Origin of the sequence: Shewanella sp. 10N.286.48.B5 (assembly GCF_002874355.2) — a bacterium.
Taxonomy (GTDB): Bacteria; Pseudomonadota; Gammaproteobacteria; order Enterobacterales; family Shewanellaceae; genus Shewanella.
The window spans coordinates 310,147-335,972 of record NZ_MCVG02000002.1 but is presented as its reverse complement, the minus strand read 5'-3'; the positions used below and the strand labels follow the sequence as shown (position 1 = coordinate 335,972).

The 25,826-nt window shown below is 43.5% G+C and carries 29 protein-coding genes; 14 read left to right on the top strand and 15 right to left on the bottom strand.

Translation table 11 applies throughout. From position 1 onward, the window contains the following. Positions 1-386: 386 nt before the first annotated feature. The 13 genes from BCU57_RS16365 to BCU57_RS16305 all read right to left on the bottom strand — a co-directional run bounded on the left by BCU57_RS16365 (position 387) and on the right by BCU57_RS16305 (position 10,803). Positions 387-686: a transposase gene (locus tag BCU57_RS16365; protein WP_102440095.1), complete on the bottom strand. Its 300-nt coding sequence runs from the start codon at positions 684-686 to the stop codon at positions 387-389. Between the two features lie 476 nt (positions 687-1,162). Further along, positions 1,163-2,524 (bottom strand): magnesium transporter, encoded by a 1,362-nt coding sequence (gene mgtE, locus BCU57_RS16360; RefSeq protein ID WP_102440096.1) that lies wholly within the window; start codon positions 2,522-2,524, stop codon positions 1,163-1,165. Positions 2,525-2,722: 198 nt separating this feature from the next. Continuing rightward, positions 2,723-2,995 carry an HPr family phosphocarrier protein gene (locus tag BCU57_RS16355; RefSeq protein ID WP_102440123.1) on the bottom strand — a complete coding sequence of 91 codons (273 nt, stop codon included), beginning with the start codon at positions 2,993-2,995 and terminating at the stop codon, positions 2,723-2,725. A 25-nt stretch (positions 2,996-3,020) separates the two neighbouring features. Next, the gene (rapZ, locus tag BCU57_RS16350) at positions 3,021-3,869 is read right to left on the bottom strand and encodes an RNase adapter RapZ (protein ID WP_102440097.1); all 849 of its coding nucleotides are present in this window, start codon (positions 3,867-3,869) and stop codon (positions 3,021-3,023) included. Continuing rightward, a complete protein-coding gene (gene ptsN, locus BCU57_RS16345; RefSeq protein ID WP_102440098.1) occupies positions 3,866-4,309 on the bottom strand; it encodes a PTS IIA-like nitrogen regulatory protein PtsN in 444 nt (147 codons plus the stop codon). Before ptsN ends, rapZ begins: the two co-directional genes overlap by 4 nt. Before the next feature lie 2 nt (positions 4,310-4,311). After that, positions 4,312-4,599: a ribosome hibernation promoting factor gene (hpf, locus tag BCU57_RS16340; protein ID WP_076539186.1), complete on the bottom strand. Its 288-nt coding sequence runs from the start codon at positions 4,597-4,599 to the stop codon at positions 4,312-4,314. Between the two features lie 23 nt (positions 4,600-4,622). After that, the gene (locus BCU57_RS16335) at positions 4,623-6,107 is read right to left on the bottom strand and encodes an RNA polymerase factor sigma-54 (RefSeq protein ID WP_102440099.1); all 1,485 of its coding nucleotides are present in this window, start codon (positions 6,105-6,107) and stop codon (positions 4,623-4,625) included. 134 nt (positions 6,108-6,241) lie between these two features. Next, complete coding sequence (gene lptB / locus BCU57_RS16330) at positions 6,242-6,973, bottom strand: LPS export ABC transporter ATP-binding protein (RefSeq protein WP_076539182.1); 732 nt, start codon at positions 6,971-6,973, stop codon at positions 6,242-6,244. Next, positions 6,973-7,683 (bottom strand): lipopolysaccharide transport periplasmic protein LptA, encoded by a 711-nt coding sequence (gene lptA, locus BCU57_RS16325; protein ID WP_102440100.1) that lies wholly within the window; start codon positions 7,681-7,683, stop codon positions 6,973-6,975. Before lptA ends, lptB begins: the two co-directional genes overlap by 1 nt. Continuing rightward, entirely contained in the window at positions 7,670-8,230 is a 561-nt protein-coding gene (lptC, locus tag BCU57_RS16320; RefSeq protein ID WP_102440101.1) for an LPS export ABC transporter periplasmic protein LptC, read from the bottom strand. The genes lptA and lptC overlap by 14 nt, the downstream gene beginning before the upstream one ends. After that, the gene (gene kdsC / locus BCU57_RS16315) at positions 8,227-8,793 is read right to left on the bottom strand and encodes a 3-deoxy-manno-octulosonate-8-phosphatase KdsC (RefSeq protein ID WP_076539176.1); all 567 of its coding nucleotides are present in this window, start codon (positions 8,791-8,793) and stop codon (positions 8,227-8,229) included. Before kdsC ends, lptC begins: the two co-directional genes overlap by 4 nt. 1 nt (position 8,794) lies before the next feature. Then, the gene (locus BCU57_RS16310; RefSeq protein WP_102440102.1) at positions 8,795-9,772 is read right to left on the bottom strand and encodes a KpsF/GutQ family sugar-phosphate isomerase; all 978 of its coding nucleotides are present in this window, start codon (positions 9,770-9,772) and stop codon (positions 8,795-8,797) included. A 68-nt stretch (positions 9,773-9,840) separates the two neighbouring features. Beyond that, the gene (locus tag BCU57_RS16305) at positions 9,841-10,803 is read right to left on the bottom strand and encodes a calcium/sodium antiporter (protein WP_102440103.1); all 963 of its coding nucleotides are present in this window, start codon (positions 10,801-10,803) and stop codon (positions 9,841-9,843) included. A 183-nt stretch (positions 10,804-10,986) separates the two neighbouring features. Between BCU57_RS16305 and BCU57_RS16300 the strand changes: the two genes are divergently transcribed. The 7 genes from BCU57_RS16300 (at position 10,987) to murA (ending at position 15,665) form a co-directional block, all read left to right on the top strand. Then, positions 10,987-11,814 (top strand): ATP-binding cassette domain-containing protein, encoded by an 828-nt coding sequence (locus BCU57_RS16300; RefSeq protein WP_102440104.1) that lies wholly within the window; start codon positions 10,987-10,989, stop codon positions 11,812-11,814. Then, entirely contained in the window at positions 11,801-12,586 is a 786-nt protein-coding gene (mlaE, locus tag BCU57_RS16295; RefSeq protein ID WP_102440105.1) for a lipid asymmetry maintenance ABC transporter permease subunit MlaE, read from the top strand. Before BCU57_RS16300 ends, mlaE begins: the two co-directional genes overlap by 14 nt. 73 nt (positions 12,587-12,659) lie before the next feature. After that, positions 12,660-13,133, top strand: a complete 474-nt coding sequence (mlaD, locus tag BCU57_RS16290) for an outer membrane lipid asymmetry maintenance protein MlaD (RefSeq protein WP_102440106.1) — start codon at positions 12,660-12,662, stop codon at positions 13,131-13,133. A 9-nt stretch (positions 13,134-13,142) separates the two neighbouring features. Beyond that, positions 13,143-13,808 carry a phospholipid-binding protein MlaC gene (locus BCU57_RS16285; protein WP_102440107.1) on the top strand — a complete coding sequence of 222 codons (666 nt, stop codon included), beginning with the start codon at positions 13,143-13,145 and terminating at the stop codon, positions 13,806-13,808. Continuing rightward, complete coding sequence (locus BCU57_RS16280; protein ID WP_076539162.1) at positions 13,805-14,101, top strand: lipid asymmetry maintenance protein MlaB; 297 nt, start codon at positions 13,805-13,807, stop codon at positions 14,099-14,101. The genes BCU57_RS16285 and BCU57_RS16280 overlap by 4 nt, the downstream gene beginning before the upstream one ends. 25 nt (positions 14,102-14,126) lie before the next feature. After that, positions 14,127-14,378: a BolA family protein gene (locus BCU57_RS16275; protein ID WP_076539160.1), complete on the top strand. Its 252-nt coding sequence runs from the start codon at positions 14,127-14,129 to the stop codon at positions 14,376-14,378. A 27-nt stretch (positions 14,379-14,405) separates the two neighbouring features. Beyond that, complete coding sequence (murA, locus tag BCU57_RS16270; protein ID WP_102440108.1) at positions 14,406-15,665, top strand: UDP-N-acetylglucosamine 1-carboxyvinyltransferase; 1,260 nt, start codon at positions 14,406-14,408, stop codon at positions 15,663-15,665. A gap of 110 nt (positions 15,666-15,775) precedes the next feature. Here murA and degS read toward each other — a convergent pair whose 3' ends face one another. Next, positions 15,776-16,849, bottom strand: coding sequence for an outer membrane-stress sensor serine endopeptidase DegS (degS, locus tag BCU57_RS16265; protein WP_102440109.1), 1,074 nt, complete (start codon positions 16,847-16,849; stop codon positions 15,776-15,778). A gap of 116 nt (positions 16,850-16,965) precedes the next feature. Continuing rightward, a complete protein-coding gene (locus BCU57_RS16260; RefSeq protein WP_102440110.1) occupies positions 16,966-18,318 on the bottom strand; it encodes a DegQ family serine endoprotease in 1,353 nt (450 codons plus the stop codon). 233 nt (positions 18,319-18,551) lie between these two features. Between BCU57_RS16260 and zapE the strand changes: the two genes are divergently transcribed. The 7 genes from zapE (at position 18,552) to rnr (ending at position 25,822) form a co-directional block, all read left to right on the top strand. Further along, positions 18,552-19,664, top strand: a complete 1,113-nt coding sequence (zapE, locus tag BCU57_RS16255; RefSeq protein ID WP_102440111.1) for a cell division protein ZapE — start codon at positions 18,552-18,554, stop codon at positions 19,662-19,664. 242 nt (positions 19,665-19,906) lie between these two features. Beyond that, a complete protein-coding gene (gene rplM, locus BCU57_RS16250; protein ID WP_076539151.1) occupies positions 19,907-20,338 on the top strand; it encodes a 50S ribosomal protein L13 in 432 nt (143 codons plus the stop codon). Positions 20,339-20,353: 15 nt separating this feature from the next. Continuing rightward, the gene (rpsI, locus tag BCU57_RS16245; protein WP_076539149.1) at positions 20,354-20,746 is read left to right on the top strand and encodes a 30S ribosomal protein S9; all 393 of its coding nucleotides are present in this window, start codon (positions 20,354-20,356) and stop codon (positions 20,744-20,746) included. Positions 20,747-20,913: 167 nt separating this feature from the next. Further along, positions 20,914-21,102, top strand: a complete 189-nt coding sequence (locus BCU57_RS16240) for a DUF2065 domain-containing protein (protein WP_102440112.1) — start codon at positions 20,914-20,916, stop codon at positions 21,100-21,102. Between the two features lie 67 nt (positions 21,103-21,169). Beyond that, entirely contained in the window at positions 21,170-22,465 is a 1,296-nt protein-coding gene (locus tag BCU57_RS16235; RefSeq protein WP_076539144.1) for an adenylosuccinate synthase, read from the top strand. 193 nt (positions 22,466-22,658) lie between these two features. Then, positions 22,659-23,312 carry a tetratricopeptide repeat protein gene (locus BCU57_RS16230; protein WP_102440124.1) on the top strand — a complete coding sequence of 218 codons (654 nt, stop codon included), beginning with the start codon at positions 22,659-22,661 and terminating at the stop codon, positions 23,310-23,312. A gap of 35 nt (positions 23,313-23,347) precedes the next feature. Then, positions 23,348-25,822: a ribonuclease R gene (gene rnr / locus BCU57_RS16225; RefSeq protein WP_102440113.1), complete on the top strand. Its 2,475-nt coding sequence runs from the start codon at positions 23,348-23,350 to the stop codon at positions 25,820-25,822. Positions 25,823-25,826 lie beyond the last annotated feature (4 nt).

The following is a 25,826-nucleotide window of genomic DNA, read 5'->3' as shown; positions in this document are numbered from 1 at the left end:
AAATTGACAAGCTTGATTGTTTAAAAGCCTTTATAGTCGGAATATTAGCTTCTTAATAAGTGCACTTGGGGTGGTGCGCTTATCGAATCAAACCTGCCGGAACAGTCTTAAAATCCATTCGTTTCGTCTTCACGGGCACCAATGACATCCTTTCATTAGCACCGGCCTTACACTGCCTTTTGGCATTCCTGCGACCTATTATTATTGTTAGTCCCTGTTGCAGGTTTTTTACTTACATAGCTGCTTTATAACAGCTTTTTTTGTAATAAAATTGACAAACCTGAGGGTGAACAGCTCTATATCTTACAATAGATTTGTCGCTAATTAATTGCCGATGGGGGCAGCGTTTAATTCAATCAAGTTTGTCGGAACTGTGTTAATCCCCACTAATTGCTATTAATCGATAACAGCTGCTGATTCAGCTGAGATAACTTAAGTTGTAAGTGAGCTATCTCTGACACTAAAGCGCTTTTCTGTTTAGCTTGTGTACGCTTGCGAGTGGTCACGCCCTCGGCATTAGTTTTTGATGTCATCGCGGTTTCTTTATTTTTAACCCATTGGTAAACCGTTTTTGCTGAGATGCAGTATTGCTTAGCAACATCAGAAATTAATCGATTATGTTGCTTCACTTCAGCGATCACTTGCTGCTGAAAGCTCTCGGGATAAAACTTTGTTTGTGCTGACATATTAGCTCCAAGCATTTAAAAGCGATTAACTTCGTCGGCTTAACGATAAGACTATTCTACTTCCCATAGGCTACAGCCTACATGCTTATAAAAGTGGCACTGATTACGACAAAGATTCAAACATGTGTGTAATAATTTCATCATCGACTCCTGCTGATATTCAAATTTATAAGGCTTAAATTTCTCCACTAAATTGGTCAAATTAAAAGCTACCTCTTTAGTGATACGTAACTCAATGGAATACTTGTGCCAATTATGAAATAAATATTTTACCCTTTTATTACAGTGACTTATTTTTTTAAAGTGTTAGCTCTAAAAAGTGAGCGTGAAACATCTTGGTGCAAAAGTACTATTTTGGTGCGAATTGGTTTTAATTGGTAAACAAAAGTAACCATTAAAACTCTATGGTTTTAAGGCACAAAAAAGCGGCAATAAATGCCGCTTTTTATGTTGATGAGAGAGGGGGTTTTACGGCGCTACATTAAGAAAATGGTCGCTAAGCCTAAAAAGGCGAATAAGCCAATCACATCGGTGACTGTGGTTAGTACCATACCGCCAGCCAATGCCGGATCGATATTGAGTTTTTTAAGTATGAGCGGAATACTGGCCCCCGCTAGTCCGGCAACGGTCATGTTAATGAGCATCGCGCCGCCAATGAGACCGCCCAGTGCCATATCACCTTTCCATAGCCACACTGCAAAGAAGACCAGTACCGACCACATGAGGCCATTAAGAAAACCAATGGCTAATTCTTTACCGATAAGCCAACGGGAGTTACTTTGGCCAATATGACCCAAGGCGATACCACGAATAACCAGAGCTAAGGTTTGATTGCCTGCCACACCGCCCATACTAGGGACAATAGTCATTAAAATCGCGATGGTGGCAAATTGCTCTAACGTGCCTTCAAACATATTACTTACTGATGCAGCAAGTAAGGCGGCAAACAAGTTAATGGTAAGCCATAGCGAGCGTCTGAAGGTGCTTTTCATTACGGGGCCAAAGGTATCTTCATCGTCATCCATACCCGCCATCCCCATCATTGAGTGTTCGGCATCTTCACGAATAACATCGACCACATCATCAATGGTAATACGGCCTAATAATTTTTGCGCTTCATCTACCACTGGGGCCGAAATCCAGTCATGGCGTTCAAATAATTGCGCCACTTCATTATCAGGCATGTCCACAGGGATGCTTTCTAATTCAGGATCCATGATGCTGCGAATGGTTGAATTAGGATCACAAGTGAGTAGATCGGCAAGGCGCACCCCACCAAGCACATGATCGTTGCGATCAACCACATATAAGGTATCTGTGGTATCGGGTAAGTTGCCGCGCTGGCGTAAATAGCGTAATACCACATCAATATTAACGTCAGGACGCAAAGTGACCGTATCAGTATTCATGATACTGCCAGCGGTGTCATCAGGGTATGACAGTGCTTGTTCGACGCGATGGCGGTCTTGACTGCTCATGGATTGCAGTACTTTTTTATAAACAGCATCTGGCAAACTTCTTAAGATGTAAGCCAAGTCATCGGTATCCATCCCTGAGGTGGCTTGGGCTACTTTTTCTGGGGTCATAGCGCTGATGAGTGAATCTTTTAACTCTTCACCGAGTTCTTCTAGGATTTCACCCGCTTGCTCATGATCAATCAGTTGCCATAACACTTGACGAGTTTTCGGCGGTGATGATTCAAGAATTAATGCGACATCGGAGGCGGCCATGTCATGAAGCATATTTCTGACATGAACAAACATACCGCTACCTAATGCTTGTGTAAGCTGATTAAGACGTTGTTCGGTCAGTTCGCTGTCGATGACTTCAATACCCATTGGCTACTCCTGAAAAGACGATGATGAAATGTTAACTTAACTCACCGGAAAGAATGAAGAAATTTCTAATATCTGATGGCTTGATGCGCAATTCATAAATACGCTAATACTGCTTGGTGGTGTGTTGAGTATAGCTAATAAAATAATGGAAAAGGTGAGTCGCTGTGTTTCCTTGGAGATGTTACTGGGCGCAGGCGGTTAGCTTTCTTCGTCAAATTTATCGTTGATTAACTTGCATACGGCCTCAAGGGCTTTTTCTGCATCACGGCCTTGAGCTTCAACAGTAATGATTTTACCAATGCCACTTTCTAACATTAATAACCCCAATACACTGGCAGCACTGGCTTGTTTCTCACCTTGGATAAGGGTGATAGTTGCGTCAAACTCGGTAGCTAAAATTGCCAATTTAGTCGCCGCTCGCGCATGCAAGCCTAGCTTGTTACTGATGGTAATTTGCTTTGAATAGGCCACCGTTTTGGCTGGCGTTGTGGTTAGCTTATTCAATGCCAAGCTCTCTATGGCGGGCGCTGACTTTGTGCTTAGAGTTGTTGAAACGTTTAGCGAGCTGATCGGCAATATAAACCGAACGGTGCTGACCGCCAGTACAACCAATGGCAATGGTCAGGTAGCTGCGGTTATTACGCTCTAAATGTGGCATCCAAGTGTCAAAAAGGTTTTCAATTTGCCAGATAAACTTATTCACCAAAGGCTGTCGCTCTAAGAACTCTTGCACGGGCGCATCTAGGCCTGTGTAGGGCCTTAACTCAAGCTCCCAGTGCGGATTCGGTAAAAAGCGCACATCAAACATAAAGTCTGCTTCAGCCGGCATGCCATGCTTAAAGCCAAATGACTCAAAATGTACCACTAATTCTTTATCAACACTGCCTAGCAAGATTTGCCGAACATGATCGCTCAATTCGTAGATATTAGTTTGCGAGGTGTCGATATAGTGATCAACCATTTTGGCTATGGGTTCGAGTAACCGCCCCTCAAGCTTAATGGCTTCTTGTAACGAAATTTGATTCTTAGACAGTGGGTGTAATCGGCGGGTCTCACTAAAACGCTTCAGTAACACTTTATCGTTGGCGTTTAAAAAGAAACTGGTAATGCAGGTATCGTCAGACAGTAAAGCAATTTGCTCTTTGAGTACTTTGCCTTGCTCTTCGATATTACGCACATCGACGCTAATGGCGACAAGCTCGTTACTATCTTTAAGCTGTTCAAGCAGGCTGCCAATCAGTGGCAGTGGCAGGTTATCAACACAGTAATAACCTAAATCTTCAAGCACTCTCAGTGCGACTGATTTTCCTGAACCTGAACGTCCCGATACGATGACAAGTTTCATGCAGTAATAACCTGATAAAGTTCTGTAGCGTCATGACTCTTTCGAAGTCGTTTAAGTATCAATTTATCACTGAGTTTCTCTGCCATGCTAGATAATGTGCTTAGGTGTTGCTGGCACTGATCTGCAGGTACAAGAAGCGCAAATAAAATATCTACAGGTTGCTTGTCTATGGCATCAAAGGCGATTGGCTCTTCGCATTTGATTAAAATAGCAATGGGTTCTTCGATATTATCTAAGCGCCCATGTGGAATTGCTATGCCATTTCCTATACCTGTACTGCCCATTTTTTCACGCGCTATTAGACTTTCAAAAATAGCCTGTGAAGAAAGGGTTGGGTACTGGGCAGCCATTAAATTGCTGATTAATTCCAGTACCTTTTTCTTACTGCCCGGAGTGGCACAGGTAGTGCACGCCGGCTGCAGGATGGTACGAAGTTCCATCGTTAATGCTTAGTGAGTTTCTCTTTATGTTTAATTACCTGACGGTCTAGCTTATCTATCAGGGCGTCTATTGCCACATACATATCAGCGTTACGCGATACAGCAAACACTTCACCGCCTTTTAGGTGCAGTTTGGCTTCGGCAATCTGTTGTAGCTTTTGAACATCGAGCACAACGTGAACATTATTGATCTGTTCGAAGTGTCGTTCAAGCTTTGAAAATTTTGTTTGCACGTATTCCCGTAAAGATTGAGTTATTTCAATATGGTTTCCAGTCAGGTTAATTTGCATAGGTCATCCTCCAATAACAAAAGTTATAAGCTTTTGCGTTGGTTTGAGGGAGGGATGAGCATTGCCTCTCGATATTTGGCTATCGTACGTCGAGCAACGTTAATCCCTTGTTCAGCCAATAGTGTCGCCATTTTACTATCACTAAGAGGCTTTTTCGGGTTTTCTGCAGCTACGAGCTTTTTAATAAATGCGCGAATTGCTGTAGAAGAGCATTCTCCACCATCATCGGTACTTACATGGCTTGAGAAAAAATATTTTAGTTCAAAAAGTCCACGGGGGGTATGCATGTATTTTTGGGTCGTGACCCGCGAAATGGTCGACTCGTGCATTTCAACCGCTTCAGCAATATCATTGAGCACCATCGGCTTCATGGCTTCTTCACCGAACTCAAAGAAACCTTGCTGAAATTGTACGATACAGTTAGCCACTTTTAGTAAGGTTTCATTACGGCTATCGATGCTTTTGATAAACCATTTAGCTTCTTGTAAATGACCACGAATAAATTGGCTGTCAGCTTGGCTTGAACCGCCTTTGGCCATAGCTGCATATTGCTGATTAACGCCAATTTTAGGCATGTTATCGGGATTTAGCTCGACCACCCAGCGACCATTCTTTTTAAGTACAGTAACATCAGGAATGACGTACTCATCTTTAATGGGGGTAATTTGCAAGCCTGGACGTGGATTGAGCGTTTGAATAAATTCAATGGCTTCACGTAAATCATCTTCTTTAAGCTTGGTTTTACGCATCAGTAACCTAAAGTCACGACCGGCGATTAAATCAAGATGATCTTTAATCAGTAACTTAACATTATCTATGCAAGGAATTTCATTAGGGTATTGGCCTAATTGAATTAATAGACACTCACTTAAATCTCGCGCTGCAATGCCGACGGGATCGAAGTGTTGTACCCGTTTAAGTACAGCTTCAACTTCATCGAGTTCGATATCGTCAGTGCCTAAGGATTGCAAAATGTCTTCAACGCTCTGGGTGAGGTAACCGCGCTCATCAATGGCATCAATAATGGCGGTTGCAATCACTAAGTCATTTTCAGAAAAGGGAGTGAGGTTTTTTTGCCATTCAAGATGCTCATACAAGCCTTCACTGGTTTCGCCTTGAAACGGCATATCATTACCGCTCGATACTGCGCCAGAGCCAGAAGTAGGCGAGGCGGTATACACCTCATCCCATGTGGTATCCATAGGGAGTTCTTCAGGCATAGAATCTTTAGTGAGCGATTCAGTGGTATCAACCGTTGAGGTGTCTTTTTCTATGGTGACTTGGCTATTATCACTAAAATCGGTGTCAGTTTGCAGGGCGTTTTCTTTTACGGGCTCTTTGGCTTTAGTGAATTCGTCTTCAAGCTCTAATAGCGGGTTTGAATCAAGTGCTTGTTGAATTTCTTGCTGTAGCTCCAATGAGGAAAGTTGCAATAAGCGAATCGCTTGTTGCAACTGTGGGGTCATGGTTAAGTGTTGACCCATTTTGAGTTGGAGTGAGGCTTTCATGTACCGCTTGTCCCTAATTGAATTACATCATCGCGACGAACAGTGTGGGCGCTAGTTTATGATCCTAGAAAAATAGACTAGATTAAGGTTTGTTGTTGGCCGCGAATGCCATACTAAAAACTGAATAGTGCTAACTATAGCTTGAATTGTTCACCTAAGTATACCGACCTAACTTGCTGATTGACTAAGATCTCAGCAGGTGTTCCTTCAGCAATCAAGTTTCCGTGACTCACAATATATGCTCGCTCACACACATCAAGTGTTTCACGGACATTATGGTCGGTAATTAGCACCCCTAAACCACGGCTTTTAAGTTGTTGAATAATTTTCTTGATGTCGATTACTGAGATAGGATCTACCCCTGCAAAAGGTTCATCTAATAAAATAAACTTAGGATTTGCCGCTAATGCGCGTGCAATTTCAACTCGGCGACGCTCGCCTCCCGATAACGCCATACCTTGGCTATCACGGATATGAGTTATGTTAAATTCTTCTAATAAATGTTCCAGTTCTTCAATGCGCTGCTCATTTGATAAGCTTTTGCGAGTTTGAAGCACTGCCATTATATTATCGTGTACTGTGAGCTTACGAAAAATACTGGCTTCTTGAGGTAAGTAGCCAATGCCTTTTCGGGCGCGCAAATGCATTGGATCTGCGGTTAAATCATCTTCATCGATCAGAATGCGGCCCTTATCACTTTTGACTAGGCCTACGACCATATAAAAGGTGGTGGTTTTACCCGCGCCATTAGGGCCAAGTAAGCCAACAATTTGGCCGGTTTTTACCGTCAGGCTGACATCTTTTACTACCTGGCGACTTTTATAACTCTTAGCGAGATTTTCAGCGGTTAACGTAATTTGGGTCATTAGTCATTTTGCTCAGCTGCTGGGGCTGACAATGTCGCCTGCGCCTCAGCGTTAAGTGATTCAGTTACTTCGGGTGTTTCAGTTGAGTTCACAGCCTCTACAGCAGATAAATTGTTGTTTTCAATTATAGCTGGTGGCGTGTCATCACCGGGTTTAGCGCTGTCTGGTAAATGTGGTTGCTCATCTTTTTTCTTTTCAGAATCAATCAAGTCTGGGTGACTTTCTGGTTGAAAAATAGTGATAACCCGATCTTCACCAGTACCGGTGCTTTCAGCAATTAACTGCTGCTTTTCAATGTTGTAGCTAATTAGGTTACCAGTAACCTGGCTGCCAGCTTGGTCCAATTTAGCATTACCCGTTAAGGTTAAAATGCTAGTGGCAAGCTCATATTTAATTTCATCGGCACTGGCAGTACCAATACGGCCATCATCTAACTCTTGGGAAAATGTCGCAGGGTTACCTGTGGCAACCATGGTTTTTTGGGTGCCGCTTTCGGTGCCAAATGCGCGTAATTCGTCGGCATTAATGTTAATCGACCCTTGAGTCACATTAACTGGGCCATAGAAGATGACCTGATTGTTTTTTATGTCAGCTTTTTGGCTCACAGCTGCGACTTTAAGCTCTTGCTGTAAATCGCCTTCTTTTGCATAGGCGCTGGCAATACTGACTACACTGAGTAGTGAGGCAATCAAAAGTTTACTTTGCTTCATACGTTCCTTCTACTTGACTTAAAAGTTCAAGTTCTTGAGCATTTAAATCAGCATACAGGCCTAAACCTTGTATATTAAAATCTGACCCAGTAACAAAAATTTGTCTATCTGAGGTCAAAATCATGGTGTTCATATCGAGTGCCAACATGGTGGTTGTCAAAGATTGTAATGGCTCGTCGATGTTTATTGCATCAATAATAACATTATTTTCTAAAACTACTTTGCCTGTTTCATTATTCAGCTTGCCTAAATCTGCGCTTAATTGCCATTCGGCTTCACCATTTTCAGGATAAATAAGGTAGACAGGCTCAGTAAACATGGTTTCATTACTTTGCTGAAAGTGCTCCATGTATTTCGCTGAGACTCGGCTTTGCACTAAACCTTGCTCATTAAATTCAGTGGTGCGTAAGTCATTGGCGATAAAATCAGGGCGAGCAGGGGCAGGCAATTTACTTGCCTCCATCTGACTACGTTTAATTTGTACTTGCCAATAAAGGACTAAGGCTGCGCCAAAAAATCCGATAATAGCGAAGGTCACTCGGCTCATATACTCATTCCGTGGGCATTTTCAAACTTATCTTGGCTAAGTAATAGCAAATCGGTGAGTTCACGTAATGCGCCATTTCCGCCGTTAATGGTGGTGGTCATATGGCAATGTTGTTTAACATAAGGATGGCCATCAGCCACACAAACTGCAAGGCCAACCTGTTTCATCACAGGTAAGTCAACCATGTCATCACCAATATAGGCGACTTCATCTGGGCTAACGCCATAGGTATCTAACAGGCTTTGGTAAGGCACTAGTTTATCATCAACACCTTGATAAATATGAGTGACACCTAAAGCGGTCATTCTATTTTCCACAATGGCAGATTTACGCCCGGTTATCACAGCAACATGAATATTACTGGTTAAAATAGAGCGAATGCCATAACCATCACGGGTATGAAATGCTTTTAACTCTTCCCCTGCATTACTTAAATAAATACGGCCATCGGAAAATACCCCATCGACATCGCAAATAAGCAGCTTAATTTTTTTGGCTTTTTGCCAAACATCATCAGAGATTGGGCCGTAAAAACCTTGGTGCAGTGTTTCGTGTAATGACATGTTAAATGACTCCAGCTTTAACCATATCGAGCATGTTAAGTGCGCCGACTGGGCGTTGGTTCTCGTCTACGACAATTAAACCGTTAATACTTTTTTCTTCCATAATCTGTAATGCTTGCGCGGCTAAAATACCTGGGCTGATGGTAATGCAGTTGGTTGTCATTACATCGGCAATAGCGGTAGTACGCAGGTTCACTTCAGCATCGATGACGCGGCGTAAATCACCGTCAGTAAAGATCCCGACTAGCTTGTCTGCATTATCGATCACTGCAGTCATACCTAAACCTTTATTTGAGATCTCATATAGGGTTTCAGTAATGCAGAGCTCACTTTTCACCAGTGGAATATCAGCGCCTTTGTGCATTACATCGCTGACTTTAAGTAATAGTTTACGACCTAAAGATCCACCAGGGTGGGATAGGGCGAAATCATCACGGGTAAAGCCTTTCGCTTGCAATAATGCTACGGCCAAGGCGTCACCCATCACCAAGGTTGCGGTAGTGCTTGATGTTGGTGCTAGCCCTAATGGGCAGGCCTCTTCAGGCACTTCAATACATAAATGCAGTTTAGATAGCTTGGCCATATTGGATTCTGGTTTACCCGTAATCGCGATTACCGGGACCCCCATGCGCTGTATAACGGGCATTAAGGTGAGAATTTCACTGGCTTCACCAGAATTTGATATGGCTAAAATAATATCATTTTTTGCCAGAGCGCCTAAGTCGCCATGGCTTGCTTCGCCAGGGTGAACAAAAAATGCAGGCGTGCCTGTGCTGGCGAGTGTGGCAGAAATCTTATTGCCAATGTGGCCAGATTTGCCCATGCCCATGACAATGACTTTGCCTTTACATTCTAAAATGAGTTCACAGGCTTGGCCAAACTCGTCTGAGTCTACATATTGATAAAGGTTATCTAATGCTGCCTTTTCAATATCAATGACTTGACGACCCCATTGGCGCAATTGTGTTTGTTCTGTCATATGTATCTCTCTATTGTCCAAAGCGATTTCGGGTTACGCTTTGGTGAGTCACACATCTTTATGCCCCATTATTGTGATTGAAATAAGACAACTTGGTACGCAATAAAGACGATTAATAAAAGGGCTCCATGCCAGCGAGTAAGCTGCTTTTTAGCGCCACTCGATAATACCAGTACTGCTAATGCGGTGCTGGTTGCTAGTACCATGTAAAAATCTCGACCGCTTGCATTTATGTCGATTTCACCTGGGGCAATCAGCCCTGGAATGGCCAGCACTGCTAAAATATTAAAAATGTTTGAGCCAACAATATTACCAATCGCGAGGTCGTCTTCTTTTTTTAGGACGCCAGCGATGCATGCTGCTAGTTCCGGTAAACTGGTGCCAATGGCAATAATGGTCAGGCCGATGACCAGATCTGACAAGCCAAATGTCTTGGCAATGCCTACCGCGCCTGTCACCATCCAGTCTGCCGAGAGTGGCAATAACACCATACCAACAATGATCCAGATAATAGCATGTAATGTGGGTACATTTTTAGGGATCTCTGCGTCAGACTCATCAGCTAGGACATCTTTTTTCTTATTTCGCATCGCGCTCCAAATGAAATAGCCCATCAAGGCGAAAAATGCGATTAATAATACCCCACCTTCAACACGGGTGAGCATGCCGTCGTGAATAAGGTAGCCAGCTAATACGGTTGCCGCAATCATGATTGGAATTTCACGCTTTAAGGTTTCTGAGCGAACTGAAATAGCCCCAAACAATGCGGTAACCCCTAATATCAAGGTGATGTTAGCCACGTTTGAGCCGAGCACGTTACCAATTGCAGTATCGCTCATGCCTTCCATTGATGCGGTGGCAGCAACCAGCATTTCTGGCGCTGAGCTGCCCATGGCCACAATGGTTAAACCGATTAACATTGGTGGCAGGCCTAAGTTTCTAGCAAAGGCGGCAGCTCCGTAAACAAAGCGATCTGCGCTCCAAACTAATGCGCCCAATCCGACGATGAGCATCATGATATTAAAAAGCATCTTGTTCCAATTATTTGAGTTATGGCGATATTTTTGTCAGATATTAACAAAAATCGTCGCTATTGCGAAAATTGTTAGGGATTGTAACGCATGGTGATTGATTTGTTGTAGGTTCTTACACAATTTCGTACACTTCAGCTCTACATCTCGTTCTCTAGGAAGGCTATTATTTCCTCTATAGACATGTCTACTCCAAGTTTAGAGCCCACTAGGTCAGCCCTTGTAGAAGTTAAGAACATGGGCTTTAGCCGAGGGACTAAGGTTATCTTTGATGATATCAGTCTCAGCATTCCAACTGGCAAAGTGACCGCCATTATGGGGCCAAGTGGCATAGGTAAAACCACCTTACTTAAACTTATCGGCGGTCAATTAACCCCTGATAGTGGTGAGGTGCTTTTTGCTGGGCAAAACATTCACCAACTGAAGCGGCAACAATTATTTGAGCAGCGAAAGCGCATGAGTATGTTGTTTCAAAGTGGGGCGCTTTTTACCGATATGAATGTGTTTGATAATGTGGCGTTTGCGCTGCGTGAGCACTCAGGGTTAGCTGAAACTATTATTCGTAAGATTGTGTTGATGAAGCTGCAAGCCGTGGGGCTGCGGGGCGCCGCTCTGATGATGCCCAATGAGTTATCCGGCGGCATGCAGCGCCGAGTTGCATTGGCGCGGGCGATAGCACTTGAGCCTGAAATGATTTTGTATGACGAGCCTTTCGCCGGTCAAGATCCTATTTCGATGGCGGTGCTGGTGAAATTGATTGGCGAATTATCTGAAACATTGAGGCTGACTTCGGTGGTCGTGTCCCACGATGTGGATGCAGTATTGAGTATTGCCGACTATGTTTATGTTATCGCCGAGAAAAAAGTAATCGCTTCAGGCACGCCTGCTGAATTACGGGCTTCAACCAATCCACAAATTGAGCAATTTATTCATGGAGCACCCGATGGGCCGGTGGCTTTTCATTATCCAGCTGAAGACTATCAACAGGAGATGTTAAGTGGACGTGATTAACTTTATCAGTAATATTGGCCGCTTTGCTTTGGATTTTATTTCAGGTCTAGGCCGAGCAGGGCTGATGTTATGGGGCGCTATTGCCCGTTGGCCGAATGTTAAAAAAGATATTGGCTTAATCACCAAGCAAGTTTATGTGTTGGGTGTTCGCTCCATGGTGATCATCATAGTCTCTGGCCTGTTCATCGGTATGGTGCTGGCATTACAAGCTTATACGGTACTGGCTGATTTTGGCACGGTCGAAAGCCTAGGGCCCATGGTGGCATTGAGCTTATTAAGAGAGCTTGGTCCTGTGGTTGCGGCATTACTTTTTGCCGGGCGCGCAGGCTCGGCATTAACCGCTGAAATTGGCTTAATGAAGTCAACCGAGCAGTTATCAAGCTTAGAGATGATGGCGGTTGACCCTTTACACCAAATCATAGCGCCACGTTTTTGGGCGGGGGTTATCACCCTGCCATTATTAGTGATGATGTTTTGTCTTGTTGGCATTATCGGCGGTCATTTAGTGGGAGTTGAATGGAAAGGCATTGATAGCGGCTCTTTTTGGTCAATTCTGCAAGCATCGGTTGAGTGGCGCCAAGATATTGTAAATTGTTTAATCAAAAGTGTGCTTTTTGGCGTAGTGGTAACCTGGATATCTTTATATCGTGGTTATGAAGTCATTCCCAACCCCGAAGGCATTAGCCGAGCGACCACATCCACTGTGGTTCAGGCGAGTTTAGCAGTGTTAGCGCTCGATTTTTTACTGACAGCGATTATGTTCGGCAATTGATGTTAACTGCTGAGTGTTAGCGGGAGGTAAGTTGGGTAAATTTTGCATTCATTAATTAAAGTGGTTTAGTCGTATGTTGACACGGAAAATAGAGTTATTGGTTGGATTGTTCTTATTGTCAGGCTTAGTGGCATTTTGTGTGCTGGTATTTAATGTGGCCAATGTTGAGCTTAAGCCTAATCAGGCAACTTACAGTTTACACGCTGAATTTAGCAATATCGGTGGCTTAAAAGTACGCTCGCCAGTGAAAGTGGGCGGGGTGGTTGTCGGAAGGGTAACTGATATTCAGCTCGACCCCAAAAAGCTTGTACCGATAGTGAGCATCACTATGGATAAGCAATATGATCAATTTCCAGAGACCAGCAGCTTATCGATTTTAACTGCAGGTTTATTGGGTGAGCAGTTTTTGGGGTTAACCCCAGGCTTTATGGATGATGATATTGAGATGCTCGCTGATGGCGATAAAATTTATGACACGCGCTCAGCATTAGTACTGGAAGACTTAATCGGTCAGTTAATCTATAGCATGTCATCGGATGATAAGTAGGAGCGGTATATGAAGCAGTTTATTCGCGTTATGTTAAGTGTCTTTTTATGGTTAAGCATCAGCCCGCTTGGTGCTGCAGAGCTGACGACTGATGACATAGATACCCGTGATCCGTTCAAGCTAGTGCAGCAAGTATCAGAGAAAACCTTTGCGCGTTTTGATAAAGACAAAGCCCTCATTGACAATGATTTAAGCTATTTAAAAGTTATCGTTCGCGAAGAGCTTATGCCCTATGTTGATTATAAATACGCCGCGTATAAAGTGATGGGGCAATACCTGCGTGACACGACTCCTGAACAACGTCAGCGGTTTGTGGATGCTTTTGAAGGTTATTTAGTGGCTACCTATGCCCAAGCCTTTACTGAGTACACTGGTCAGCAAGTACAGTTTTTCCCGGCTGCTGATTTTAGTAACGAGAAAATGATCGATGTCCGCGTCGAAATTATTGAAGATGGTCGCCCGCCCATTAAAGTGGTGTTTAAAGCCAGACGTCTAAAAGATGACAGCTGGAAAGCGTTTGATTTGGTGGCGGAAGGCGTGAGTTTACTGGCGTCAAAGCAATCAGAAATTTCCAATTTAATTCGCCAAAAAGGCGTCGATAAGGTCATCGACATGCTTTATGAGCGCACCAACCAAGATATTCGCTTAGATCAGGACGAGGGTAATGCTGCGTGATTGAATTTTCACAGCAAGGTGATATTTGTCACCTAAAAGGGCAATTAACTCAGGTTGAGGTCAGAGAATTGTGGCCAAATCAACAACAATTGTTTACTGATACGACTCAAGTGTTAGACTTGTCTGCTTTAGAGTATGTTGACAGTGCAGGCGTGGCCTTATTGCTTGAACTAATATGTTTAGGTCATTGTCATGGGGACAACACTCAGCCAAGGAGCTTGGCTAATCCGAGTAAGCATCTAAAAAAACTTATCGAGTTGTATGATTTAGAGTCCTTTTTCATAGAACAATAGCATTGAATTTAAGGTAGCACATTTCATGGATTGCAAAGTAATTGAGCAGATTTTATCAGAGGCGTTAACCCTAGATGAAGTACATGTGACTTCAGATGGTAGCCACTACAAAGTGGTTGCAGTTGGCGAAATGTTCGACGCTATGAGTAAAGTGAAGCAGCAGCAGACCATTTATGCACCACTGAATGAACATATTGCCAGTGGTGAGTTACATGCGCTTACTATCAAGACTTTTACGCCGACTCAGTGGAAGCGTGAAAAATTATTTAATATGTAAGCGTAATACTGAGTGTAGAGAATTAGTGTGGATAAATTAACAATACAAGCCAGCAAGCCCCTTGCCGGAGATGTGACCATCTCTGGCGCCAAGAATGCGGCTTTGCCGATCCTGTTTGCTGGTGTTTTAGCTGAAACTGACTTTAATATTTCGAATGTACCTAACCTTCGCGATGTAAAAACAACCTGTGAATTACTTCGCTGCCTTGGTGCTGATGTCACTGAGTTAGGCAATAGCCAATATCGGATCTCAACCACTAATCTCAAAGAGTTTTGTGCGCCATACGATTTGGTTAGAACCATGCGCGCCTCTATTTTGATTTTAGGGCCGTTACTGGCTCGATTTGGTACCGCTGATGTTTCATTGCCTGGTGGCTGCGCGATTGGCGCAAGACCTGTAAACTTGCATTTGCAAGGGCTAGAGCAAATGGGCGCTACTATTGAGGTAAAAGAAGGTTATATTAAAGCCAGAGTTGATGGCCGCTTAAAAGGCGCGCATATCTTTATGGATATGGTCAGCGTTGGTGCCACTGAAAACCTATTGATGGCTGCGACCTTAGCTGATGGTGAAACCATTATTGAAAATGCCGCTCGCGAACCTGAAATTAATGATTTAGCACATTGCTTAATTGCAATGGGCGCAAAAATTACCGGTGTTGGCAGCGCAACCTTGCGTATTCAAGGGGTTGAGAAACTCTCTGGTTGTAACCACAGAGTGATGCCTGATCGCATCGAAACCGGCTCATTTTTAGTGGCTGCAGCCGTGACGCGCGGAAAAATTCGCTGTCTAAGCGCTGATCCTTCAAGCCTAGAAGCAGTTCTGGCAAAACTTGAAGATGCTGGCGCGGTGATTAATACTGGCGACGATTGGATTGAACTTGATATGCAAGGCAAGCGCCCTAAAGCGGTTAATATTAAAACTGCGCCATATCCTGCTTTTCCGACGGACATGCAAGCGCAATTTTGTGTGTTAAACGCATTAGCTGAAGGCACCAGTCATGTGACTGAAACGATTTTTGAAAATCGTTTTATGCATGTACCTGAGTTAAGCCGTATGGGCGCTGAAATGGAGCTAGAGGGTAACACCTGCATCATTAATGGTATTGAGCGCATGAACGGTGCGCAAGTGATGGCGACAGATTTACGCGCTTCAGCGAGTTTAGTGATTGCAGGCCTTATGGCTGATGGTACGACAACCGTTGATCGTATATATCACTTAGATCGTGGTTATGAGCATATCGAAGAGAAGTTTAAAGCCATCGGCGGTGAAGTGGTTCGTATTGCATAAGCTGTAGATTGCTTAAGTTGTTTGCCAAAGCTTTATAGTAAAGAATAAAAAGTCAGTTACCTAAGGTAGCTGACTTTTTTATGATTAAATGGTTAAGTTGTAATTTGTGCTTAAGGTTCGACAGCCTTCTCACCAATAATCACTGGCACATCATAAGACTTACCTTCGCGGATGATGGTCATTGTGATGCTATCTCCGGGCGCTGTTTCAGCAATTCTATCCATCAGCATTTCAACCCCAGGAACACTCTCTTCTGCATAAGCGATAATCACATCTCTTGGACGCAGTTTCGCATCTGCCGCAGGCCCTTTGGGATCAACAGCGGTGACTAATACGCCTTTTAAATCCGGTAAGTTGAGGATTTGCGCCATAACAGGGCTTAACGGCTCGCCTGAAATCCCTAACGCGCCACGAATAACGCGGCCATTTTTAATCAACTTTCCCATAATGCTGTGAGCCAGTTTAATTGGGATGGCAAAGTTAATACCGTGCCCGCCACCTTCATCACCGATTTGAAATGCCGCAGTATTAATACCAATTAGTTCGCCAGTGGTGTCGATAAGTGCACCGCCAGAGTTACCGGCATTAATGGCTGCATCGGTTTGTAAGAAATCAAGATAGCCTGAACTTAAGCCGTTTCGGCCGGTTGCACTGATAATACCTTGGGTAATGGTTTGGCCTAAGTTGTAAGGGTTACCAATGGCAAGTACCACATCGCCCACTTGTGCAGGTTTGGATAAATTGATCGGCACGATAGGTAGATTATCGCCTTCAATTTTAAGGACCGCTAAATCGGTGACTGGATCTGAACCGACAACTTCTGAGGTAAATTTTCGGCCATCTTGTAGCGCGATAACAATTTCATCGGCTTTTTTAATTACATGGTAATTGGTTAAAATGTAGCCTTCTTTACTCATGATAACCCCAGAACCCAAGCCTTGAAGCGAGCTTGAATTTAATGGGCTATTTTGATCTAAACTAAGGCTATAAATATTGACCACAGCAGGGGCTGCTCGACGAACGGCTTTAGCAAAGGATAAGTCATTGTGGTGCTGGGTAGTGGTTAAGCCATTATTGAAATTACTGTTGTTGGTTATCGAAGTAACAAATATGAAAGCGGCCGCCATGACTAATCCAAATGCCACAGCTTTGGTCAAATATAAAATTGTGTCTTTGAAATTCATTGGCTGACTAAATTATGAAAAAGTACCCAAGATATTATCATGATTAAAAAAATTAAGCATCGTAACAGGGCTACGATGCTTATTGGGTAAAACAACAGGGTTTATTCGGTGCTGCTTTAACGCAGTACCAAGTAAAGCAGCTTATTGTCACGCAATATTTTCAATGCGACCGCGCCTTGCTGAGTCTTTAGCTGCTCTTTTAAGTCTTTAAGGCTTTTTACTTTACTGCGATTTAGCCCGACAATTAAATCGCCTTTCTCGAGTCCATTTCTGGCGGCTGGCGATCCTTGAGCCACTTCAGCAATTTCAATACCTTTACGGCTATTACTTAACTCAGCCCCTTCAAGCATTGGGTGTAATGCATCAGCACTGGTGCCTGAACTGCTATTTGACTCACCAAGGGTGACATTAATGGTTTCATTATCACCATCGCGAATGATGCCAATTTTAACTTTAGCACCAGCGCCCATAGTGGCGACCTTTGCTCGCAAGGCTTGGAAGTTTTTAATCTGCTTACCATTGACACTGACAATGATGTCACCCGCTTCTATACCTGCTTTGTCTGCGGCGCTATCAGGCATGACTTCACTAATAAAACCGCCATGCTGGGTTTCTAGACCAAATGCTTTGGCCAATTCGTTATCTAAGTCTCGGCCCATAACGCCAAGCACGCCACGTTTAACTTCACCATGCTCAATAATTTGATTAATTAGGTTGTTAACCATATTAGCCGGAATAGCAAAGCCAATACCGACGTTGCCACCACCGGGGGCCACAATGGCGGTATTAATACCGATTAACTCACCGTTAAGATTAACCAAGGCGCCGCCTGAGTTACCACTATTAATCGCGGCGTCAGTTTGGATAAAGTTCTCCAGCATTTCAATCCCTAAACCGCTACGGCCCAAGGCGCTAACAATACCTGAAGTCACGGTTTGCCCTAAACCAAATGGGTTACCAATGGCGATAGCAAAATCGCCGACACGGATATCATCAGAGTTGGTTTGTTTCACTTGGGTAAGGTTTTTCGCTTCTATTTGTAATAGCGCAATATCAGATTCAGGATCTGAGCCAATGAGTTTTGCGTCAATCTCACGGCCATCATGCAGACCAATTTTAATTTCATCAGCACCATTAATAACGTGGTTATTCGTGACGATGTAACCCTCTTTGGCGTTAATGATGACCCCTGATCCTAAGCCTCTAAAAGGGCGTTCACGCACTTGTTCTTGGGGGGCGTTAGGGCCAAAGAAATATCGAAACACATCGGGAATTTGTTGTTTAGAGGTTTGGGTGCCGCTGACTGCAACAGAGACGACAGCGGGAGTTGTTTTTTCTAGCATGGGAGCGAGGCTAGGTAGCGCTTGACCATTAACAGTTTGTGGAATTGCAGCTTGGGACAACGCCGGCATTAACGATAAAGAGGCGGATAATATCGCTGCTGAAACTAAGGTTAATTTGGGTTTCATTGTTTCTTGCTCCTTGAAAATTAATCTTTGCTTATACACATATTATGGGTGACTGGCGTAAATACAACTTCAGTTTAGCTGTATTGACTATATAACCTCGGAGTGTTCTAAGTTTCAATAAGTTCAGCCATCATTAACAAAGGTTAATTTTTATGTGGTTTACCGTTACGCCGGCTAAGGGTGATATGTTATGGTTGTGTGGAATTTTCAGCAGTATATAGAGAGTAGTCCCCGTGTCGCAGTTAAGCCCTTGGCAGCATTACCAGCAAGATTTAACCCGTGAAGGTTTCTCCCATGATTTAGCCCAAGAGCAAGCGGTAAAGTCATTGCAACGTGTTTATGAAGAACTTATCGCAGCCGATGTTCAGCAGTCCTCATTGAGTCGGCTTTTAGGTTCAATCGGCCTTAAAAAATCAGCCCCTAGCGTCAAAGGTTTATATTTATGGGGCGGAGTAGGTCGTGGTAAAACTTACTTGATGGATACTTTTTTTGATGCGCTGCCAACAGAGAAAAAACTGCGGGCCCACTTTCATCGCTTTATGCACCAGCTACACCATGACTTAGGCGAACTTGACGGTGTTCAGGACCCATTAATTACTATTGCTAACAAAATGGCGCAGCAATATAACATCATATGTTTCGATGAATTTTTTGTTTCTGACATTACCGATGCCATGTTATTGGGCACCTTGTTCCAACACTTATTTAAAGAAGGGGTCGCGTTAGTGGCCACCTCAAACATCATTCCCGATGACCTCTATAAAAATGGCTTACAGCGCGCAAGATTTTTACCCGCAATCGCCTTAATAAACCAAAACTGCGAAATCCTTAATGTGGATTCGGGTATTGATTATCGCTTACGAACCCTTGAGCAAGCTGAGATTTACCACTACCCACTGGATGAGCAGGCTGACACCAACTTGTTAAGCTATTTTGCCCAGCTTGCTCCAGAATCAGAAGTATTCACTGACGCCATTGAAATTGAAGGCCGTGAGGTGAATATTCGCCAGCAATCCCAAGGGGTGCTATTGGCCAACTTTAGAGACTTATGTGACGGCCCTCGATCCCAGCGCGACTATATGGAAGTGGCTCGTTTGTACCATACCGTTCTATTAAGTGGGCTTGAACAAATGGGCTCAGCCACAACCGGTGATGATATTGCTCGGCGATTTCTCGCGATGGTAGATGAATTTTATGAGCGTAATGTGAAGTTAATTATTTCTGCTGAAGTTTCATTAGAAGATATTTACACAGATGGTTTACTCAGTTTTGAGTTTAGACGCTGCCGCTCAAGATTGATTGAAATGCAATCACATGACTATTTAATGTTGGAGCATTTACCATAAATAGTTATTGAGGGATGAAATCAGCTAAAGCACCAGAGAAGTTTTTTAGAAAACTATCAGAAATTAGGTGATTTTTAACTCAGCTTTGTCTATAATCCGCCACCTGCCCTCGTTACTCCACCGAATTTGGGTGGACGATTTAAACCAATTTCAGCTCGAAGGGGCTTTGAAATGGTCATTGTGTTGTTTGCATTCCGCATTCAGCATTGAGACAGAATTTTAAACATTGGGTTTTTGTAAAAATGAAGACTACATTTACTGCTACACCAGAAACAGTCACACGTGACTGGTTCGTCGTTGATGCCGAAGGTAAAACTTTAGGTCGTATCGCTACTGAAATTGCTACTCGTTTACGTGGTAAGCACAAGCCAGAGTATACTCCTCATGTTGACACCGGTGACTACATCATCGTTATTAACGCTGAGAAAGTTACTGTGACTGGTAACAAAGCTAAAGGCAAAATTTACTACTCACATACAGGTTTCATCGGTGGTATTAAGCAGATTTCTTTTGAAAAGCTGCAAGATCATAAGCCTGAAATGATTATCGAGAAAGCAGTTAAGGGTATGTTACCAAAAGGTCCTTTGGGCCGTGCTATGTTCCGTAAGCTTAAAGTTTACGCTGGCACTGAACATAACCATGCTGCACAACAACCTCAAGTTCTTGATATCTAATACGGGAGTAAGCTAATGTCTGCAACTCAGTACTACGGCACTGGCCGTCGTAAAACATCAACTGCTCGCGTATTCGCTAAAGCAGGTAGTGGTCAAATCGTTGTTAACCAACGTCCACTAGATGTATATTTTGGTCGTGAAACTGCTCGCATGGTTGTTCGTCAGCCTCTAGAGCTAGTTGAAATGACTGACAAACTTGACATCTATGTAACTGTTAAGGGCGGTGGAACCACTGGCCAAGCAGGTGCAATTCGTCACGGTATTACTCGTGCATTGCTTCAGTTAGACGAAGCTCTACGTCCTTCTTTACGTTCTGCTGGTTTCGTTACCCGTGATGCTCGTAAAGTTGAGCGTAAGAAAGTTGGTCTACGTAAAGCACGTCGTAAGCCACAATTCTCAAAACGTTAATACGTTTTCAGAATTCAAAAAACCCAGCTATATGCTGGGTTTTTTATTGGCTTTTTTTAGGTAAAAACGCCAATTAGTCATTCGATGTAATGCGATGACCGCTTAGAAGCGTTATGGTGTAGTCGATGTTTTTTGCTAATGTGTAAACCAAATAGTGGAACTAGACCATGAATTTTCAAATGTTGATGTTTGCCATGGGGCTTGTTTTGGTACTTGAAGGTATCGGACCCTTATTATTTCCGCTGCAATGGAAAAAATATTTAGCCGAATTTTCGATGCAAAATAAGAATAATCTCAGGCGGTTAGGTGGCTGCCTAGTCTCTGCCGGCATAGTACTATTAATAATTTTCGCATAAAATACTTGCATATTACCCCCCTAAATCTGTTAAAATTCGCCTTTATACCGCAACCTTGCAGCAGACGATGGGCAAAAACGTAGTAGTACTCGGCACTCAATGGGGTGACGAAGGAAAAGGTAAGATTGTCGACCTTCTAACAGAACAGGCAAAATATGTAGTTCGTTACCAAGGCGGCCACAATGCTGGTCATACTCTGGTAATTGACGGCGATAAAACCGTACTTCACTTAATTCCGTCAGGGATTTTACGTGATAATGTGAAATGCATTATCGGTAATGGTGTGGTATTGGCTCCTGATGCTTTGATGAAAGAGATCAACATGCTTAAAGAGCGTGGTGTTCCTGTCGAAGAGCGTCTTCTTATTTCAGAAGCATGTCCACTGATCCTACCTTTCCATTGTGCTCTTGATGTAGCTCGCGAAAAAGCGCGCGGCAATCAAGCTATCGGTACAACGGGTCGTGGTATTGGTCCAGCTTATGAAGATAAAATTTCTCGTCGTGGTCTACGCGTTGGTGATTTATTCAATGCAGAGTTATTCGCAGTTAAATTAAAAGAAGTGATGAAATATCACAACTTTATGCTGACTGAATACTATGACTGTGACGCAGTTGATTATCAAACTACCCTTGATGATGCATTAGCAATTGCTGATTATCTTAAGAGTATGTGTACTGATGTTACTGAATTACTTGATACAGCCCGTAAAGCGGGTGAGCCTATCTTGTTTGAAGGTGCACAAGGTACATTACTTGATATCGACCATGGTACATACCCATATGTGACTTCATCAAACACTACAGCAGGTGGCGTCGCTACCGGTTCTGGTTTTGGTCCTCGTCACTTAGATTATGTTCTAGGTATCATGAAAGCTTACACTACACGTGTAGGTGCAGGTCCTTTCCCAACAGAGCTTGAGAATGAGATCGGTGATTACTTAGGTCATAAAGGTCAAGAGTTTGGTGCAACTACTGGTCGTAAACGTCGTCCAGGTTGGTTAGATGCTGTGGCAATGCGCCGTGCAGTTCAAATCAACAGTGTTAGCGGCTTCTGCCTAACTAAACTTGACGTTCTTGACGGTCTTGAAGAAGTTAAGATCTGTGTTGGTTACCAGTATCCTGATGGAACTGTAGAAACTGTCACACCACTTGCAGCTGAAGGTTACGAACAGGTTACTCCTGTATTCGAAACTATGCCTGGCTGGAGTGAGTCTACCTTTGGTGCGACTTCAATTGAGCAACTGCCACAAGCAGCGCTTAATTATATTGCTCGTATCGAAGAGTTACTTGAAGCGCCTGTTGATATCGTATCAACCGGTCCTGACAGAAACGAGACAATCGTATTAGTTAATCCATTTAACTAACACATAAAAGGCCGCTATTTAGCGGCCTTTTTAATATGCAAAATTAACAAACCTTAGACGATAAAATTGAAACTGTAACTCCGCGCAATTTCTCTTCTTTTTACTGCTTTTTTAAAATCATTTTGGCAATTCAAATAACCACTAAATATTGTTGTTTGTGCAGTTAATACTCAAGATATAGGCTATAATGCCGATGCATAGAGTAACTAAAGTGTCATTGAGAATCGTTATGCTGCGTTTATGTTTGTTGGTGTTGTGCTTACTGCCGAATTTAGCTGTTGCTGAATTAACCGCGGTGGATATCTATGGTGATGAGCAATTAATTAAATTGATCCGCAATGATGTTTATTTAAAGCAAGTTAAACGCGATGACTGCCAACTAGTGCAAGATATTGAAGCTAGAGCAGAAGTACTCCAGCAGCCCATGTATCAGTTTTTATGGGCCGAAATGCTCAATCATGGTGTGTGTGTAGATAAACACGCTTCCCGTGGCATGGCGTTATTACAAACTGCTGCAGAGCAAGGTAGTGCTGAGGCGATGCTGAAACTGGCCGAATATTACTATCACGGTGAAATGGTAGTGCAAGACAAAAATCGAGCAGTGCAATATGTGATGCCGGCAGCAGCCAATGGCGATCTGCCTGCAAGATTGATGTTAGTTCGCCTATACGGCGAAGGTTATGGTAGCCCTGTTGATTATCAATTAGGTTACCATTGGTTATATAACAGCGTATTTAATGATGCCGCGACACAGAAAAAAGCCACATCATTATTGCAGATGTTAGCCGCTAAAATGCCCGCCAGTATAATAGAGCGAGCACAGCAGCCACAGCTGCACAACCGCTAAGACTCCCACGAGGGAGTAAATTATTTGGAAATTGAATGATCATCGATCCTCATTTTGAGAGAGAGCAAGACAAGTACGAAAACCCAATCCCAAGCCGTGAATACATACTAGAGTATTTGCGTGAGCAAAAGTCACCTGTCACCAGAGAACATATCGCCGCCGCGCTAAAAATGGTTGATGAAGACCACTTAGAAGCGTTAAGAAGACGACTGCGCGCCATGGAGCGTGATGGGCAACTGGTTTATACCCGAGGCCATAGTTATGGTCTTCCTGAAAAAATGGATCTGCTTACCGGTACGATTATCGGCCATCGTGATGGTTTCGGATTTTTTAAATCTGATGAAGGCGGTGACGATCTCTTTATTAATAATCGTGATATGCAGATGTATTTTCACGGTGATAAAGTGTTGGCGCAAAAAGCAGGTTCCGATCGCCGTGGACGACGTGAAGCGCGTATCGTTCGTTTAGTGCAGCAGCGCAGCGCGCCATTAGTCGGCCGTTATCATGTTGATGCTGGCATGGCATTTGTGATTGCCGATGACAGACGCATTACCCAAGAAATCTTGATTGCCAAAGAAGACGCTAATGGCGCCAGAGCTGGCGACGTTGTTGTGCTTGAATTAACCCGTCGTCCTGGACGATTTGTTAAAGCGGCAGCTAAAGTGACCGAAGTGCTCGGTAAAACAATGGCGCCAGGTATGGAAATTGAAATTGCTCTGCGCAATTACGATTTGCCTCACAAATGGTCAGCTGTTATTGAGAAAAAACTTAAGCGCATTCCGGATGAAGTCCCAGAGTCAGATAAACAAGGTCGCGTCGATTTAAGACATTTACCCTTAGTGACCATTGATGGCGAAGATGCCCGCGATTTTGACGATGCTGTTTATGCCGAAACTAAACCTAGCGGTGGCTGGCGTTTATGGGTCGCTATTGCTGATGTAAGTCACTATGTGCGTACAGACTCGGCATTAGATGATGAAGCGAGATCCCGTGGTAACTCAGTGTATTTTCCATCGCAAGTTATCCCGATGCTACCAGAGAAAATCTCTAATGGTTTGTGTTCACTAAATCCCCATGTTGATCGCCTTTGTATGGTGGCTGAGATGACCATTTCAGCTGCGGGTAAACTATCGGGTTATAAGTTTTATCCGGCAGTGATGCACTCACATGCGCGTTTTACTTACACGCAAGTGGCAGCCATGCTAGAAGGTGGCAAGATTGCCCCTGAGCATGAAGCTTTGTTCCCGCATCTTCAGTGTTTACAGTCGTTATATTTAATCTTAAATGAGCGCCGCGCAGAACGTGGGGCGATTGCGTTTGAAACCGTTGAAACCCAGTTTGTGTTTAACGAGCAACGTAAAATTGAAGCAATTGTGCCCCGTAGCCGTAATCAGGCACATAAAATCATTGAAGAATGTATGATTTTAGCCAACGTCGCTTCAGCTAAGTTCGTCAAAAAGCATAAAGGTGAAGTGTTATACCGTGTGCATGAGTCACCTTCAGAAACCAAGTTGGCAAACTTCAAAGAGTTTCTGGCAGAACGCGGTTTATCAATGAATGGCGGCACTGAACCTACGCCGTCAGATTATCAGGACTTAATGCTGAAAATTGCAGATAGACCGGATGCTGAATTGATCCAGGTAATGTTACTGCGCTCAATGAGACAAGCGATATACACCCCTGATAATGACGGTCACTTTGGCTTGGCATTAGAAGAGTATTCACACTTTACCTCGCCTATTCGTCGTTACCCTGACTTAGTCTTACATCGCGTTATCCGTTATTTGTTAGCGGCAGAGCAAGGTGAGATGAAGCAGAAGTGGACCCCAGAAGGTGGCTACCATTATCTACTTGAAGAGCTAGATAAACTGGGCGAAGAGTGTTCAACTACTGAGCGCCGTGCAGATGAAGCCACACGTGATGTCAGCGACTGGCTCAAATGTGAATACATGCAAGATCATGTTGGTGATGAATTTGAAGCTGTCATTGCTTCAGTGACCAATTTTGGTTTGTTTGTACGTTTAAAGGATTTGTATATCGATGGCTTAGTGCATATCTCAAGCTTAGTCAGCGATTATTATCAGTTTGACCCAATGCGTCAGCGTTTGATTGGCGAAAACACCCGCAAGGTTTATCAAGTGGGTGACGAGGTCAATGTCAAAGTTGCCGCGGTTAACTTAGATGATCGTCAAATCGATCTGATCATGATTGGTGATCACGGTAAGAGCCGTAAGAAAGCCAATAAGAAGCCATTAACAGCCAGAGAAAGAGCCAATCTTGAAGGCGCTAAAATGGGCGCATCAGCAAAAGGTGAGCCAGCTGCAGAGTCGCCAGCAAAGGGGCGTTCTGGCAAAGCGGGTAAAAGCACAGCGGGCAAAGCGAAAAAATCTGCCACTAAAGGCGGAAAAAAGCGCAAGCCTGCAGCTAAAGCTGCAAATAGTTCAGCGGCTGGTGTAACATCACCGGCTGCTAAAAAACCATCGATTAAAGCAAAGCGCAAGAGAAAATAAGTAA

Coding starts and splice junctions, on each gene's coding strand:
- BCU57_RS16365 (WP_102440095.1), bottom strand. CDS start 686: ATGTCAGCACAAACAAAGTTTTATCCCGAGAGCTTTCAGCAGCAAGTG.
- mgtE (WP_102440096.1), bottom strand. CDS start 2,524: ATGGGTATTGAAGTCATCGACAGCGAACTGACCGAACAACGTCTTAAT.
- rapZ (WP_102440097.1), bottom strand. CDS start 3,869: ATGAAACTTGTCATCGTATCGGGACGTTCAGGTTCAGGAAAATCAGTC.
- ptsN (WP_102440098.1), bottom strand. CDS start 4,309: ATGGAACTTCGTACCATCCTGCAGCCGGCGTGCACTACCTGTGCCACT.
- hpf (WP_076539186.1), bottom strand. CDS start 4,599: ATGCAAATTAACCTGACTGGAAACCATATTGAAATAACTCAATCTTTA.
- BCU57_RS16335 (WP_102440099.1), bottom strand. CDS start 6,107: ATGAAAGCCTCACTCCAACTCAAAATGGGTCAACACTTAACCATGACC.
- lptB (WP_076539182.1), bottom strand. CDS start 6,973: ATGACCCAAATTACGTTAACCGCTGAAAATCTCGCTAAGAGTTATAAA.
- lptA (WP_102440100.1), bottom strand. CDS start 7,683: ATGAAGCAAAGTAAACTTTTGATTGCCTCACTACTCAGTGTAGTCAGT.
- lptC (WP_102440101.1), bottom strand. CDS start 8,230: ATGAGCCGAGTGACCTTCGCTATTATCGGATTTTTTGGCGCAGCCTTA.
- kdsC (WP_076539176.1), bottom strand. CDS start 8,793: ATGTCATTACACGAAACACTGCACCAAGGTTTTTACGGCCCAATCTCT.
- BCU57_RS16310 (WP_102440102.1), bottom strand. CDS start 9,772: ATGACAGAACAAACACAATTGCGCCAATGGGGTCGTCAAGTCATTGAT.
- BCU57_RS16305 (WP_102440103.1), bottom strand. CDS start 10,803: ATGCTTTTTAATATCATGATGCTCATCGTCGGATTGGGCGCATTAGTT.
- BCU57_RS16300 (WP_102440104.1), top strand. CDS start 10,987: ATGTCTACTCCAAGTTTAGAGCCCACTAGGTCAGCCCTTGTAGAAGTT.
- mlaD (WP_102440106.1), top strand. CDS start 12,660: ATGTTGACACGGAAAATAGAGTTATTGGTTGGATTGTTCTTATTGTCA.
- BCU57_RS16285 (WP_102440107.1), top strand. CDS start 13,143: ATGAAGCAGTTTATTCGCGTTATGTTAAGTGTCTTTTTATGGTTAAGC.
- BCU57_RS16275 (WP_076539160.1), top strand. CDS start 14,127: ATGGATTGCAAAGTAATTGAGCAGATTTTATCAGAGGCGTTAACCCTA.
- degS (WP_102440109.1), bottom strand. CDS start 16,849: ATGAATTTCAAAGACACAATTTTATATTTGACCAAAGCTGTGGCATTT.
- BCU57_RS16260 (WP_102440110.1), bottom strand. CDS start 18,318: ATGAAACCCAAATTAACCTTAGTTTCAGCAGCGATATTATCCGCCTCT.
- rplM (WP_076539151.1), top strand. CDS start 19,907: ATGAAGACTACATTTACTGCTACACCAGAAACAGTCACACGTGACTGG.
- rpsI (WP_076539149.1), top strand. CDS start 20,354: ATGTCTGCAACTCAGTACTACGGCACTGGCCGTCGTAAAACATCAACT.
- BCU57_RS16240 (WP_102440112.1), top strand. CDS start 20,914: ATGAATTTTCAAATGTTGATGTTTGCCATGGGGCTTGTTTTGGTACTT.
- BCU57_RS16235 (WP_076539144.1), top strand. CDS start 21,170: ATGGGCAAAAACGTAGTAGTACTCGGCACTCAATGGGGTGACGAAGGA.
- BCU57_RS16230 (WP_102440124.1), top strand. CDS start 22,659: ATGCATAGAGTAACTAAAGTGTCATTGAGAATCGTTATGCTGCGTTTA.
- rnr (WP_102440113.1), top strand. CDS start 23,348: ATGATCATCGATCCTCATTTTGAGAGAGAGCAAGACAAGTACGAAAAC.